Consider the following 13,632-nt stretch of genomic DNA (forward strand, 5'->3'; position numbering starts at 1 on the left):
CTTCCGCTAAGCTGAAAGTGTTCATTGGCGCGCTGGCATTCGATGCGGACCAGGATGCCGATCATAGTTAGCGTGCCGGAAATTCTGGCGCTTCCCACTCTTGTCCTCGTTGGATCCGAGGCAGCGGGGGGCAGGTGAGTAGCGCGAGCGAGTCGTTCGTAGATGCTGCAACCAGTTACCAGGGCAGACGGACCATTCTGCCGAACTGGTAGTTACGCCGAAAACCATCTCCCAACGCGCGATCTTCAGAATTGTCGCCAGCAGTTCGTTCGGGGATTATTTGCCGGCGGCACGGCAGCTGTCACGGATAGGCGGACGAGATCCATATGGCAACGGTGAGTGAATTGAAGGACGGGCTTTGGCGTGAGCTGGCCCTGAAGGCGGAGCTCGGCATCAACGGCGTCGCGATCAGCGGCGAAGCGCTCGACTTCGTCCAGCCCGGCGTGAAGGCGCAGGAACAGGTGCACTGCCTGTTCGAGATGGATTTCGAGACCCACACTGTCGAGCTTCCGTCGCATTTCTATCTGCCGCTCGGGCTCAGCGTGCCGTTCCGCTGGAATCCGAAATCGACCTATCGGGTCGACCTGCTCGGCGACCGCACCGTCTTGATCGACGGCAGCGAGGTGATCGCCGAGGTCAGGTTCCGCGAGCGGCCGGCGTTCTATGGTGGCAAGACTTCTGACGGCATCGAGATGTCGCAAATCGGTGCGCACTACGCGGATCGGCATCTGTTCATCGTCTACAGCAACGAGTGCTCGTACAAGGAGAAGGGCGAGGACTGCCTGTTCTGCAACATCAACTACACCAAGGACGTCTACGGCGAGAAGGGCGGCGTGTTCTGGAAGAACGCGCGGCAGATCGGCGAGACCGCCGCACGGGCGTACAAGGACGGCGCCATCGACCACCTCACGGTCAGCGGCGGCGTCATTCCGGAGCGGCGCGAGCTCGAATACTATCTCGACGTCGCCGAGGCGATCCAGCAGCATACCGGGCGCGAGGACTTCAACGGCACCGCAACGATTGCCGCGCCGCTCGACCTGCGCAATCTCGACCGCTTCAAGGAAGCCGGCTACCGCACCACGGCGATGAACATCGAGATCTGGGACAAGGGCATCTACGACGCCATCTGTCCCGGCAAGGCACGGGGCGGGGGCGGTTGGGAGCACTGGGTCAAAGCGCTCGAATACGCCGTCACGGTGTTTGGCCATGGCCGTGTGCGCTCCAACATCGTCGCCGGCATTGAGCCGAAGCGCAGCACGTTGGCGGGGCTGGAATATCTCGCGTCCAAGGGCGTGGTCGGAACTTTTGCGGTGTGGTGCCCGAACCCGGGCTCCGAGCTCGAGGGCCATCGTCCGCCGGTGCCGGGCTGGTATCTCGACCTCGCGCACAAGCTGGTGGCGATCTGGCGGAAGAACGGCATCACCTACGAGCACGTGTTCGACAGCAATGCCTCGTCCGACACGCTGCAGCACGACATCTACCGGATCGAGGACGAGACGCTACCGATCTTCAGGACGGCGCAGCAGCTCGAACCCGCCGAATAAGACGAGTCCCAATTGTCCGCTTAATTCCAATGGAGGCCGCGTGAGCAGCGCAAAGCCCAGGCACATCGCCATCTATGGCAAGGGCGGCATCGGCAAGTCCACGACGACGTCGAATATCAGTGCGGCGCTGGCTGAGGCCGGCCACCGCGTCATTCAGATCGGCTGCGATCCGAAAAGCGACTCGACCACGATCCTGCGCGGCGGCGAGGATCTGCCGACCGTGCTCGACAGCCTGCGTGACAGCGGGCGACCGACCATCGCCGACGTCTCGGCGACTGGCTTCGGCGGTGTGCTGTGCATCGAGGCCGGCGGCCCGGTGCCAGGTGTCGGCTGCGCAGGGCGCGGCATCAATGCCGCGGTCGATCTTCTGCACGAGCTCAAGCTGTTCGAGGAGTTCAAGCCGGACTACGTGCTGTACGACGTGCTCGGCGACGTCGTGTGTGGTGGCTTTGCGGTGCCGATCCGTAACGGCATCGCTGAGTCCGCGTTCGTGGTCACGTCATCGGACTTCATGGCGATCTTCGCCGCCAACAATCTGTTCAAAGCAATCAGCAAATACGCGCCGTCCGGCGGTGCCCGCCTCGGTGGGGTGATCGCCAACAGCATCCAGACGCCCTATGCGACCGCGTTGATCGATGACTTCGCCGCGCGTACCGGGACAGGGGTGGTCGGCTACGTTCCGCGGTCGCTAACCGTTGCGCAGAGCGAACTCTACGGCCAGACCGTGATCGAGGCCGCGCCGGCGTCGGAGCAGGCCGACGTTTATCGCAAGCTGGCGCGGCATATCGCCAGTGATCATCCGGTGTCGATTCCCAAGCCGCTGAACGGTCCGGCGCTGAAGGACTGGGCGAGGCAATGGGGCGATCGGGTGTTCGGCGCCTCCGAGCGTCCGCTTGCCGAGGCAATGTGAGATGAACAAGGCCCTGCAACCGCCGACCCGTGAGCGGCGGCTGGGTGGCGTCAGCGCCTATCTCGGGGACGTTGCGGCACTGATCGCGGAACTGGAGGCTGGTCCGCCGGTCCCGCGGATTCGCACTTTCTCACAGGTCGCGGTCGATGATGTTTCGGCGGCGCTGCGTGTGCTTGCCGAGGTCGACGGCCTCGGCGTCGTGGTGCACGGTGTTCGCGGCTGCGCCGGGGCGCTCGCGCGCGGAGCGGCCGGACGGCCATGGGCGGTCACCAACCTCGATCAGCGCGACACCATCCTCGGCGCCGATGGTGTACTGGCGCGGACGCAACGCCGGCTCTACGAGCGTTATCGGCCGTGGGCGATCGTGGTGGTGGCAACGCCGGTGGTCGCGATCAATAATGACGACATCCAGTCGGTCGCTGCCGAACTCGGTGATGAGCTCGGCATCCCGGTGATCGAGCTGCGCACCGACGGCTTCCGGTCCCGGATCGCGGCGACGGGCTACGACATCGCCAGCGGGGCGCTCGCCGCCCTGATCCAACCGCGGCACGGCCGTCGCCGGAATCTGATCAATTTGCTGGCCTTTGAGCGGGGCCCGGGGCTGGCCGCCATCGCGCGGCAGATTGCTGCGCTCGGGCTCGAGGTCAACGTGCTACCAGCCGGTGCAGGTCCAGACGCCTTCGCCAAGGCTGCGCAGGCGGTGCTCAGCGTTGCGGTGTTTCAGGACGAAGCCGACGTGTTGCGCCGGGAACTGGACCGATTGCACCGCGTCCCGTTCCTGCATCTGCCGCCGCCGATCGGCGCCGCAGGCGCCCGCCACTTCATCGAGGCGGTGGCCGAGGCCACCGAGCGCCCTCTGCCGGCGACGGAGGAAGGGGGCCACCAAAGCGAGCTGCTCGGCGATCGACGGGTCGTCGTTGCGCTGCCACCCTCCCAGGCGTTGGCGGTGGCGGGGCTGGTGGGGCAACTCGGCGGCCGTGTCGCCGGGCTGAGCGTCGATTGGATCGACAGTCTGCATCTCGAAGGCCTCAAGGCGCTGAGCGCAGCGTCGACGCTGGCGTTGCATATCGGCGCGGGGCAGCCGTTCGAACTGGTCAACTGGCTCGGCAAGTTGAAGCCGGATCTGCTGATTGGCACGCCGGCCGCGGCGGCGACCGCGACCCGCGCCGGCATCGCGGCGGTGGCGGTCGAAGGCGACGATCTGCTCGGTGTCGCCGGGGAAGTCCGGCTTGCGACCCGTATCGTCCGTGCACTCGACGCCCAGCGACGCGGCGACAGCTTCGAGGTGACGATCGCCTATCTGCCCGGTTGGCTGAAGCGCAGCCCGGACTGGCACATCAAACGCGAGGTGAGATGATGGCGGCGCATCTGACGCGTCCGCGCGCCGGCTGCGCGCTGCATGGCGCGCTGTACGCGGCGACCGCGATCGACGGCGTGACACCGCTGGTGCACGCGACGCCGGGCTGCGGCGTGCAGGCCGGATTGTGGCATGGCGGCGGTTGCTCATCAGGCGGCGCGTGGCCCACCTCGAACCTGTCGGAGAAACACGTCGTGTTCGGCGGCGCCTCGCGGCTGCGCGAGCAGATCAAGAACACCCGCGGCGTGGTCGCCGGCGAATTGACGGTCGTGCTGACCGGCTGTCCAGCGGAGATGATCGGCGACGACGTCGCGGCGATGGCGCAGGAAGCGCGCGACGCCGGCGACGACATCATCGATCTGGCCACCGCCGGCTTTCGTGGCTCGGCCTATCAAGGTTACGCAGCATTCCTCGAAGCCGCGATGGCGCAAGCGGTCGCTGTCGCGCCGCGTCGTACGGGGCTGGTCAACATTTTCGGACCGGTGCCGCATCAGGACGGAACGTGGCTCGCCGAGATTGAGGAATTGTCGCGGCTCATCGCCGGCATCGGCCTGACGCCGAATCCGGTCTTCGGCCCGTTCGGCGGGCTCGACAGCCTGCGGGCGTCGGCGCATGCCGAACTCAGCGTCTCGGTGTCGCCCTGGAGCAGCGCCGCGGTCCGCGCGCTCGATGCGCGTTTCGGCATCCCGTGGATCGAAAGCGCGGGGCTTCCGGTGGGGGCAGTGGCGACCGCTGCGTTGCTCGCGAAGATCGCTGCGGCCGCCGGCGAGATCGACGAAGCGGCAGCCAGAGCATTCATCGATCACGAGCGTCGCCGCGAGGCTTACTGTCTCGATCGGCTGCTCGAGACGTTGTTCCGGCAAGGCGGCCCGCGGGCCTTTGCGTTGGCGCTGCCCAGCCTGCATGCGTCCGGCATCGCGCGGTTTCTCATTCAGACGCTGGGCTGGGCGCCGGCGGTGATCGTGTTGACCGACAATCCCGCCTCTGACGGCCGCGCTGCTCTGCAGGACGGACTGAGCGCTGTGCACTACAGCGAAGACGACGACGAGATCGCCGACCTGATCCGCGCCAGCGCAGCGGACATCGTATTCGGCAGTTCGCTCGAACGCATAGTCGCTGACCGGCTCGGGACGCCGTTGATCGAATGCGCGACCCCGACGAACCGCCTCAGCCTGACGACCGGCTTCGGCGGCTTCCGCGGCAGCCTGGCGCTGCTCGAGGCCATCGTCACCGCAGCCGAAAGTAAGTAGCAGCCTGCTGCGATCATCACGGTTTGCCGAGCTCAGCATGCGGCTCTTGCACCTGTATCAAGGTGGCCCCTGATCAGGAGCGTGGCGAGCCAATTGCCGCGTCATCACAAGTCATCAGACGCACTGGAAAATGATGTGGGCCAACAGATGTTCGCGACGGAGAGGTCGTGTAACTGGGCAGCCGGCTAGTGCGCTAATGATTATTATCAATACGGATTCGGTTGAATTGACGTGTCTTGGGGCGTTGCGCGGGCGGATTGTTCTCGCTCCACTATCAACTACGAAATTGACCCGACATCTCTGATCAACTGATAATAAGTTGACTGCTGATGAGGTCTGACGGTCGATCGTGAGCGACGGCGCGGTGGGGGACGTTTCACCGAATTGTCGATCGGCCCGAAAGGGCGGCAGTTCGCCCGCGTGCGGGTTTCGCACGCCATTGATGAACCACTTCGAGGAGATTGTTCATGGCAGACGATCCGAACCGGGTCTGGCCGACCGGACTGACGATCGCGGAATCAGAAGAGATCCACAAGCATGTGATCGACGGCACGCGCATTTTCGGCGCGATCGCGATCGTCGCTCACTTCCTCGCCTTCGTCTATTCGCCCTGGCTGAAGTAAGGAGATCAACAGATGGCCAATCAGGCAAGAATCTGGACCGTCGTCAAGCCGACCGTGGGATTGCCGCTGTTTCTCGGCAGCGTCACGGTGATCGCCATTCTGGTGCATTTCGCGGTGCTGACGCACACGGCCTGGTTTCCGAAATACTGGAACGGTAAAGCAGCCGCGATCGAGAGTTCCGTCAAAACGGGGTGACCAGGCTTCAGCGACCTTGAAGCGCAGGCCGGGATCTACGGGTCCCGGCCTTTTCCGTTCTGGAGTCACTGTTTGTTAGCGCTGGAGCCGCTACGCCGAAGGCCCGCTCGCCCGGTCGTTGATCTTGGCCGGCAGCGGTGTCCGCCTGAATCTGTGTCCCCGTCCGCCCCAACAGGGCGGAGCCTTGGGGCATCGTCGACGGCTGGAGGCTTGGGCTGGCCCGCGTCCGACGGACGGGGGGGGCGCACCGACAAGCTGAGCCAGAGTCTTGCCGATCCGGGACTTGGCATGCACCCAAAACCGGGAGTTGGCGGATTGTGTCGCCGGGCTCTTCGCTGCCAGGGAGAGGGATAGCATTTGGTCGCACGAGCGATTGTGCGTTAATAACTTACGGAAATATGTCCTAAACGTGGCCTCGATATGCTCCGAGTCGCGATAAATTATTGAATGGCATCAATCAATTGCATGCAGGAGTCGCGATTCTGCCACACTGCTACCCCTTTTTACCGCAGTGGTTCCAGCTTCCATTGCGAGTTGTAAGCGGCCTTGTTAGCAATGTTCCATGTTCAAAACCGCTCAATTTGCATTCGTCCTTTCGGTCGCCGGGTTGTTTTCCGTCCCTGCTGCGATCGCAGCCGAACCGTTCACAATTCTGGACGCCATCAATCAGGCGGTGAAAACGAACCCCGGCGTCGGCGAGGCTGCCGCCAACCGTCGCGCGACCGAAGCTGAGCTGCGGCAAACCCAGGGCACGCTGCTCCCGCAGGTCCGGCTCGAAGCCAGCGCCGGTCCGGAAATGCTGAAACAGTACGTGTCGCCGGCGCCGCTGAACAACGGCCGCTATCTGCGCGGCCGCGAAGCTGGCGTCGTCGTGCGTCAGTTGCTGTTCGACGGATTTGCCTCGATCAACGAAGTCTGGCGTCAGGCGGCGCGGGTCGATGCCGCCGCTTTCCGCGTGCTGGAGCGAACCGAACTCACCGGACTCGACGCGGCTGAAGCCTATATCGATGTCGTCCGCTACACGCGACTGGTCGGGCTCTCCGAGGAGAACCTCAAGGTCCATCTCGAACTTCGCAAGAATGTGCTGGCTCGCTTCGAAGGCGGCCGTGCGGGAGAGGGCGATACCCAGCAGGCCGAAGAGCGCGTCGCCGCTGCTCAGGCCGTTGCAGCCGAATTCCGTCTCAGCCTGGAGACCGCGCGGGCCAAATTCCGAAAGGTCGTCGGCCTCGAGCCTTACAATCTACGCTTCCCTGGCCGGCTTTCGGACCTGCCGAAGAGCAAGGCCGAGTCGCTCGATGTCGCCTACAAGTTCAACCCGACGCTGCGCGCAGCCGGTGCCGATGTGGCCGCTGCCAAGCGGGGCTTCGACGCCACCACCGGCTCGTTCCTGCCGACGGTCTCGCTCGAGGGGCGGGCATCGCGCGGCAAGGAATCCGTGCTCTATCAGAACCAGTATGACGAGGTCAGCGGCAAGCTGGTGGCGTCGTGGGATATCTTCAACGGCGGCCAGAGCAGCTGGCGCCGGGAAGAAGCGGCGCAGCGCATGATCGAGGAGCAGCAGCGCCAGGCGCGGCTGCAGCGGGATGCGCTGGAGTCGATCGACAAGGCTTGGGCGGCGCGCACGATCACCAATGATCGCGTCGCCGCGCTGGTCCGCGACGTCGAGGCCGCGCGCCGCACCTTTATCGCCTACAACAAGGAATACGAGCTCGGTCAGCGCACGCTGATCGACCTGCTGAATTCGCAGAACCAGTACTTCAACGCCAATGTGTCACTGGTATCAGCACGCGGCGTCGCGGTGTTCGCCGATTATCAGCTTCTCGCCACCATGGGGCAGATGCTGAACTATCTGAAGACCGGTCATCCGCCGGAAACCGAGCTAGTCGATGTGCACCCGAGCGGCTTCATCGGCTACAAGCTCGCGCCGATCCGGCTGGCTCCCCCGGCGCCCGGTCCGGAGCCGCTCAATGCGGTGCCGCCGGTCCAGTTGTTCGGTTTCTATTTCGATCCGCCCAAGTTCCCGACGGTGATCAATTTCGATGACCGCTGGGCGTCGCACGAAGTTGCCGACAACGGCGCACTGTTCGTCGCGTCCGGTAAGTATGGTGGAACTGCGCCCGCCGGCTCGGCCGTTAAGTAATTGCGGCGCCCCCTGCGGGGGGCGCTGTGCCGCCGCTGGCCGCGATTTACTGTATCCGGACTTTCTGCCGGGCTGGCCAAATCAGACGAGGCGCCGGCACGTATTTTCATCTAATACAACCTAATACTGTGAGCGTTTGACCCAGCAGCGGGCCTGTCGGACCGCCCTCCGGAATTCGAGGCGTCGGTGAACATTCGGTCCCCAGAAGTCGATCTCGATGGTGCCGCCCCGGTGGCCCATCCCGGCGTGGCCGCTGCACATCCCGATCCACTCGCCGACAGTCTGTTGTATCTCGCCGCGCATCACGGCCGCGCGCTCAGCCGCAGTGCATTGCTCTCGGGCCTGCCGCTCGAGCGCGGCATTCTCACGGTCGGACTCTATGAGCGCGCGGCGCAACGCGCGGGGCTGGAAGCACGGCTTGAAGAGCGGCCGCTGCAGGACATTCCGGCGCTGGTGCTGCCCTGTGTGTTGATGCTGCACGACGGCTCGACCCGCATTCTGCTCAGCATCGACGAGGGGCGCGGCCGGCTGGTGATCGTCGATCCCTCGCTTGGTGACGCCGAGGCAACAGAAAGCGTTGACGCCGTGGCGGCGCGTTACTCCGGCTTTGCCTACTTCGTGCGGCCGGCGACCGTCGCCGATCCGCGCGCGGTCGCGACTGGAGACTTGCCGAAGTCGCATTGGTTCTGGTCGGTGGTCGGCAAGTTCGGCGCCAACTACGCGCATGTCGCGATCGCCGCCTTCATCGTCAACATCCTGGCGCTGGCAGCGCCGCTGTTTACGATGAGCGTGTATGACCGCGTGATCCCGAACGGCGCGATCCCGTCACTGGTGGCGCTCGGGATCGGACTCGGCCTCGCGATCGCGTTCGACTTCCTGCTCAAGGTCGTCCGCAGCCGGATCATCGATATGACCGGCAAGAAGATCGACGTCGTGCTGGCGGCGAAGATCTTCGAGCACGTGATGGCGCTGAAGATGGACAAGCGGCCGCCTTCGGTCGGCATCCTGGCCAACCAGATGCGCGACTTCGACTCCGTGCGCGAGTTCTTCACCTCGGGGACCGTGGTGTCCGCGATCGATATGCTGTTCGCGATCCTGTTTATCGCGGTGCTGTTCGTCATTGCCGGGCCGCTGGCCTGGATCCCGCTGGGGATGCTGCCAGTGATGATCGGTGTCGGTCTGCTGATCCAGCGCCCGCTCGACAAGGCGATGCGGCGCATGCAGGCGGAGTCCGCGGCGCGCCACGGCATCCTGGTCGAGTCCCTGAACGGCATCGAGACGATCCGCGCGGTCGCAGGTGAGGGCCGGGTGCAGACCGTCTGGGAGCGCTCGGTGGCGGCCACCGCGCGGTCCAGCGAGGACGTGCAGTTCTGGGCTTCGATGGCGATGACGGCTGCAAGCGTCGCGAGCCAGCTGTGCAGCCTGTTGCTGGTCGTCGTCGGCGTGTTCCTGATCCTCGACGGCAAGCTTTCGGTGGGCGCTCTGGTCGCTGCCAACATGCTGGCCGGGCGTGTACTTGGCCCGATCGCCGGCATCGCGGGCGTGATGACGCGCTTCACCCAGACGACGTCCGCGTTGCGCTCGATCGACCGGCTGATGGCGCTGGATCGCGAGCGGCCGCCGGAGAAGATCTATGTCGCGCGCGAGATCAAGCATGGCGCGCTGCAGTTCAAGAACGTCAGCTTCTCCTATCCGAACAGCCCGGCGAAGGCGCTGGACAATGTTTCGTTTCAGGTCCGCCCTGGCGAGAAGATCGGCATCATCGGCCGGGTCGGTTCGGGCAAGACCACGGTCGGCCGGCTTGCCACCGCATTCTATCCGCCCAGCGACGGCACCATCCTGATCGACGGCATCGACATCCGTCAGTACGACCCAGCCGATTTGCGCGCCGGCATCGGCTTCGTGTTGCAGGACACCGATCTGTTCTACGGCAAGCTGCGCGACAACATCACGCTCGGCCGGCCCGGCGCGAGCGACGAGGAGGTGCTCGCCGCGGCCCGTCTCGCCGGCGTGGAGACCTTCATCGCCGGCCATCCGCAGGGCTACGATATGTTGATCGCCGAGGGCGGACGCAGCCTGTCGGGTGGGCAAAAGCAGGCGATCGGCCTGGCTCGCGTCCTCATCCGCAAGCCGCGCGTCCTGTTTCTCGACGAGCCGACGGCGCATTTCGATGTGCGCAGCGAGGGTGAGTTCCTCGAGCGTCTGCGCGCGCTGGCGAGCGGCGAGATGACCATCATCGTGTCGACGCATCGTCCGTCGCTGCTGTCGCTGGTCGATCGCATCCTTGTCTTCGATCAGGGCCGCATCGTCGCTGATGGTCCGACGGATCAGATCCTGACCAAGCTGCGGCCGCAGCCGGCGCAGGCGGCTCAGACTGCGGCACGCGGGTAGGGTCATGGCGCAGACGGATTTCGCCTTCTCCAACGACGTTCGCGCCGCGGTCGAGCTCCGCACGCCCAGGACCGCGCGGATGCTGCTGTTCGCGTCGCTGGCGCTGTTCGTGACGTTTCTCGGCTGGGCGCATTTCGCCGTGCTCGACGAGGTCAAGCGCGGGAACGGCAAGGTCGTGCCGTCGCGCCAGACGCAAGTCGTGCAGTCCCTCGAGGGCGGCATCATCGCGGAGCTGATGGTGCAAGAGGGCGCGATCGTCGAGAAGGACCAACCGCTGGCCCGGATCGAGGACACCAATTTCGCCGCGCAATTCGGCGAGATCCGCGAGCGCCGGGGTGCGATGGCGGCGCGCGTGACTCGGCTCGAAGCCGAAACCGCGGGGCGCACCAGTGTGCCGTTCCCGCCCGAGTTGGCCGAGATCGCGCCGCAGGCCGTTCAGGCGGAGCGGCAGGTGTTCGATGCCCATATGCGCAAGCTGGCGCAGGACATCGACGTCGTGCAGCAGCAGGAAATCCAGAAGACCAAGGAGATCGACGAGCTGCGCGCCAGCGAAAAGCGCTTCGCCGAAACGCTGGCGCTGCTCAATCGCGAAGTTGCGCTGACGCGAAAACTGTATGAGCAGAAGGTCGTGCCGGAGATCGAGATGCTCCGTGCGGACCGCCAGGCCACGGACATGCGCGGTCAGCTCGCGGTGATCCAGGCGACGATCGTCAAAACCGAGGCTGCGGTGCAGGAGGCGCGGTCGCGCCGGCTGAATATCACCACGGCGTTCCGGGCGCAGGCCGAGGACGACCTCGCCAAATCGCGCGGCGATCTGGCGGTGCTGGACGAGAACATCAAGTCCGCGAAAGATCGCGTTCGCCGCACTGAACTGCGCTCCCCGGTCCGCGGCGTGATCAACAAGCTCAATGTCACGACGATCGGCGCGGTGGTGGCTCCCGGCGCCAGTGTCATGGAGATCGTGCCGCTCGACGACTCGCTGCTGGTCGAGGGCCGCATCCGGCCGCAGGATATCGCTTTCATTCGCCCCGACCACCAAGCCGTGGTGAAGCTCAGCGCGTATGACTCGTCGATCTATGGGTCGCTGCATGGCCGCGTCGAGCGGATCAGCGCCGACACCATCACCGACGACAAGGGCGACAAAAACGAGCGCGGCGAAACCTTCTATCGGGTGATGGTGCGCACCGAAAAGAACCATCTCGGCACGAGCGAGCAGCCGCTGCCGATCATTCCCGGCATGGTGGCGACGGTCGAGATCCTAACGGGCAAGAAGTCGGTGCTCGATTATCTCGTCAAGCCCGCACGCACCCTGCGCGACGAGGCGCTGCGCGAACGTTGAGCCTCGGCGAGCAGGGGCGGGGCGCGTCGCAAGGTCAACAATTCCTGAATCGATAAAATTCGACGCGCTCGAGTGAGCGACGATTAGTTGCGTTCCCAACTACGCGACGGATTTACCCCGCATTTAACCGCGTTGAAGCGGCCCCGGCCTTATCCCTGATCACACCAGATCCGGGACGGGGATCGACGCATTGACGTCGGCCGATGCCCTGGACAACACGGGGCGTCAACGATGTTGCGGAACGAGCAGCCGCGGGTTTTCCCGCGTGCGCTGGGGCTTGCGCTTGTCCTTGCGGCGGGGGCTTTGTTTGCCGGTCCGGCTTCGGCCGACGCGCGCGGCAAGAAATCGGAAACCATGCCGGCCGCAACGCTTCCGGTGGCCGCGCCGCAATTGAAGTTCTTCACCATCGAGGCTGTTCTGGCCAAGCACGACGGCATGCGCCGGGCGGCATCGGGGCCGGTCGAACTGGCCTCCACCGATCCGACCGAAAAGGTGACCAATGACGCGCCGGCTCTGCCAAAGGCGGCACTTCCGAGCGATGAGCCTTTCGGCCTGGTGACGTTCCGCGCGCCCGAAGGCTTGCTGTGGACGAAGTGGCGCCGTGTCGAATCCGCCATGGCGGCTGAGACTGCCGCGATCGCCCGCTGCAACGCCGACGATGCGCGCTGCTCGCCTTCGGAACGCCGTTTCGTCTCGATGATGCGTGCCGCCCGTGAGGCGGGGGACGACCGCGCGCGCGCCGAAACCATCAACCGGGACGTCAACCAGGCGGTCCGCTACGTCAATGACATCCAGCAGCACGGTGTCGCTGATCTATGGACGTCGCCGTTGCAGACGCTGCGGAGTGGAATCGGCGACTGCGAGGACTACGCGATCGCCAAATACGCGCTGTTGCGCGCAGCGGGCGTCGCCGAAAGCGATCTGACCCTGGTGCTGGTCCGCGACCTTGCTGTCCGTCAGGATCATGCCGTGCTGGCCGTCCGCCTCGATGGGCGCTGGCTGGTACTTGATAATCGTCAGGCGTCGCTTCTTGAGGGGCGCGATCTGCAATCCTTCATGCCGCTGTTTGCTCTCGATCATCGCGGCGTCAGCCTGTTTGCCGCGCCGTTCGCAGAGCGCCTGCATCATGAAAGCGAAAGCGACGTGTCTCCCGCAGCCGATGCGGGGGAGGTCGGAGGCGGCTCGGCGTTGGTGCTCCAGCTGTAAGCAGCTAACGGACATTCTGCGCGTATCCGCCGCAAAGCCGGGAGAGCGGCTTGTGCTCCACACCGAATTGCGGTCTTAATTGACCAGACGGATATTCGGAGGGGGCTGCGATGACCATCACGCGACTGATCATGAGTGCTGCATTGGCTCTGCCGTTGGCGACCGCCGCAGCCGCCCCGGCGAGTGCACATTTTCTTCTGCCGGGTGCGAGTTTCTCGATCTCCTGCGCTGACGGCGCCAGCTACGTACTGCGCACGCCCGCAGTCGGCATGCCGGGTGAGATCGTCACGGCGCATCTTCATCTTGCGCCACACCGAGCCGTGCCCGTGCGCCTGATCCCGATGGGCGATGGCTACCGCTACGCGGGCCGAGGAATCTGGCTCGACGGCATCGGCTCCCAGGCTCTGCTTTACCGCACCAAATACCAGCCGACGGCTTGTGTGATCGGCCGCACTTGAGCGGTCTGATACACAATTTCTGCGAGTTATTGTCGGTGTCCGGTAAATATTTGCCGGTTGTGGTGGCGTAAATCTGCCATTTTTGTGTCGCCCATCGGGCTGCCGATTGCCCCAATCTTAACATATGCAAGTATTCAGACCTCGGGTGACTGCCGGGGAGCGGCGAAGTGCGCCCTAAGAGGGAGATTCTATACTTCGAAAGTGTTCGTATAGATGGCG

The 13,632-nt window shown here is 64.7% G+C and carries 11 protein-coding genes; all 11 read left to right on the forward strand.

Going from position 1 to position 13,632, the window contains the following annotated elements; translation table 11 throughout:
* Positions 1-326 precede the first annotated feature (326 nt).
* Positions 327-1,544 carry a radical SAM protein gene (locus tag ACFFJ6_RS25045; protein WP_378393077.1) on the forward strand — a complete coding sequence of 406 codons (1,218 nt, stop codon included), beginning with the start codon at positions 327-329 and terminating at the stop codon, positions 1,542-1,544.
* 40 nt (positions 1,545-1,584) lie between these two features.
* Positions 1,585-2,454, forward strand: a complete 870-nt coding sequence (locus tag ACFFJ6_RS25050; protein WP_378393079.1) for a nucleotide-binding protein — start codon at positions 1,585-1,587, stop codon at positions 2,452-2,454.
* A gap of 1 nt (position 2,455) precedes the next feature.
* Positions 2,456-3,811 carry a nitrogenase component 1 gene (locus ACFFJ6_RS25055; RefSeq protein ID WP_378393081.1) on the forward strand — a complete coding sequence of 452 codons (1,356 nt, stop codon included), beginning with the start codon at positions 2,456-2,458 and terminating at the stop codon, positions 3,809-3,811.
* The gene (locus tag ACFFJ6_RS25060) at positions 3,811-5,061 is read left to right on the forward strand and encodes a nitrogenase component 1 (RefSeq protein ID WP_378393083.1); all 1,251 of its coding nucleotides are present in this window, start codon (positions 3,811-3,813) and stop codon (positions 5,059-5,061) included. The genes ACFFJ6_RS25055 and ACFFJ6_RS25060 overlap by 1 nt, the downstream gene beginning before the upstream one ends.
* 467 nt (positions 5,062-5,528) lie before the next feature.
* The gene (pufB, locus tag ACFFJ6_RS25065) at positions 5,529-5,684 is read left to right on the forward strand and encodes a light-harvesting antenna LH1, beta subunit (RefSeq protein ID WP_378393085.1); all 156 of its coding nucleotides are present in this window, start codon (positions 5,529-5,531) and stop codon (positions 5,682-5,684) included.
* A 12-nt stretch (positions 5,685-5,696) separates the two neighbouring features.
* Positions 5,697-5,879: a light-harvesting protein gene (locus ACFFJ6_RS25070; RefSeq protein WP_378393087.1), complete on the forward strand. Its 183-nt coding sequence runs from the start codon at positions 5,697-5,699 to the stop codon at positions 5,877-5,879.
* Positions 5,880-6,441: 562 nt separating this feature from the next.
* On the forward strand, positions 6,442-8,019 hold the full coding sequence (locus ACFFJ6_RS25075; RefSeq protein WP_378393089.1) for a TolC family outer membrane protein: 1,578 nt from the start codon (positions 6,442-6,444) through the stop codon (positions 8,017-8,019).
* A gap of 186 nt (positions 8,020-8,205) precedes the next feature.
* Entirely contained in the window at positions 8,206-10,410 is a 2,205-nt protein-coding gene (locus ACFFJ6_RS25080; protein ID WP_378393091.1) for a type I secretion system permease/ATPase, read from the forward strand.
* Positions 10,411-10,414: 4 nt separating this feature from the next.
* On the forward strand, positions 10,415-11,749 hold the full coding sequence (locus ACFFJ6_RS25085; protein WP_378393093.1) for an HlyD family type I secretion periplasmic adaptor subunit: 1,335 nt from the start codon (positions 10,415-10,417) through the stop codon (positions 11,747-11,749).
* 231 nt (positions 11,750-11,980) lie between these two features.
* The gene (locus ACFFJ6_RS25090) at positions 11,981-12,955 is read left to right on the forward strand and encodes a transglutaminase-like cysteine peptidase (RefSeq protein ID WP_378393094.1); all 975 of its coding nucleotides are present in this window, start codon (positions 11,981-11,983) and stop codon (positions 12,953-12,955) included.
* Between the two features lie 110 nt (positions 12,956-13,065).
* Positions 13,066-13,413, forward strand: a complete 348-nt coding sequence (locus ACFFJ6_RS25095; RefSeq protein WP_378393096.1) for a hypothetical protein — start codon at positions 13,066-13,068, stop codon at positions 13,411-13,413.
* Positions 13,414-13,632 lie beyond the last annotated feature (219 nt).

Origin of the sequence: Rhodopseudomonas telluris, from assembly GCF_042432815.1 — a bacterium.
GTDB lineage: Bacteria > Pseudomonadota > Alphaproteobacteria > Rhizobiales > Xanthobacteraceae > Rhodopseudomonas > Rhodopseudomonas telluris.

What these genes read in the sequence shown, in the direction of transcription:
- ACFFJ6_RS25045 (WP_378393077.1), top strand. Translation starts at nt 327, where the DNA reads ATGGCAACGGTGAGTGAATTGAAGGACGGGCTTTGGCGTGAGCTGGCC.
- ACFFJ6_RS25055 (WP_378393081.1), top strand. Translation starts at nt 2,456, where the DNA reads ATGAACAAGGCCCTGCAACCGCCGACCCGTGAGCGGCGGCTGGGTGGC.
- ACFFJ6_RS25060 (WP_378393083.1), top strand. Translation starts at nt 3,811, where the DNA reads ATGGCGGCGCATCTGACGCGTCCGCGCGCCGGCTGCGCGCTGCATGGC.
- pufB (WP_378393085.1), top strand. Translation starts at nt 5,529, where the DNA reads ATGGCAGACGATCCGAACCGGGTCTGGCCGACCGGACTGACGATCGCG.
- ACFFJ6_RS25070 (WP_378393087.1), top strand. Translation starts at nt 5,697, where the DNA reads ATGGCCAATCAGGCAAGAATCTGGACCGTCGTCAAGCCGACCGTGGGA.
- ACFFJ6_RS25075 (WP_378393089.1), top strand. Translation starts at nt 6,442, where the DNA reads ATGTTCAAAACCGCTCAATTTGCATTCGTCCTTTCGGTCGCCGGGTTG.
- ACFFJ6_RS25085 (WP_378393093.1), top strand. Translation starts at nt 10,415, where the DNA reads ATGGCGCAGACGGATTTCGCCTTCTCCAACGACGTTCGCGCCGCGGTC.
- ACFFJ6_RS25090 (WP_378393094.1), top strand. Translation starts at nt 11,981, where the DNA reads ATGTTGCGGAACGAGCAGCCGCGGGTTTTCCCGCGTGCGCTGGGGCTT.
- ACFFJ6_RS25095 (WP_378393096.1), top strand. Translation starts at nt 13,066, where the DNA reads ATGACCATCACGCGACTGATCATGAGTGCTGCATTGGCTCTGCCGTTG.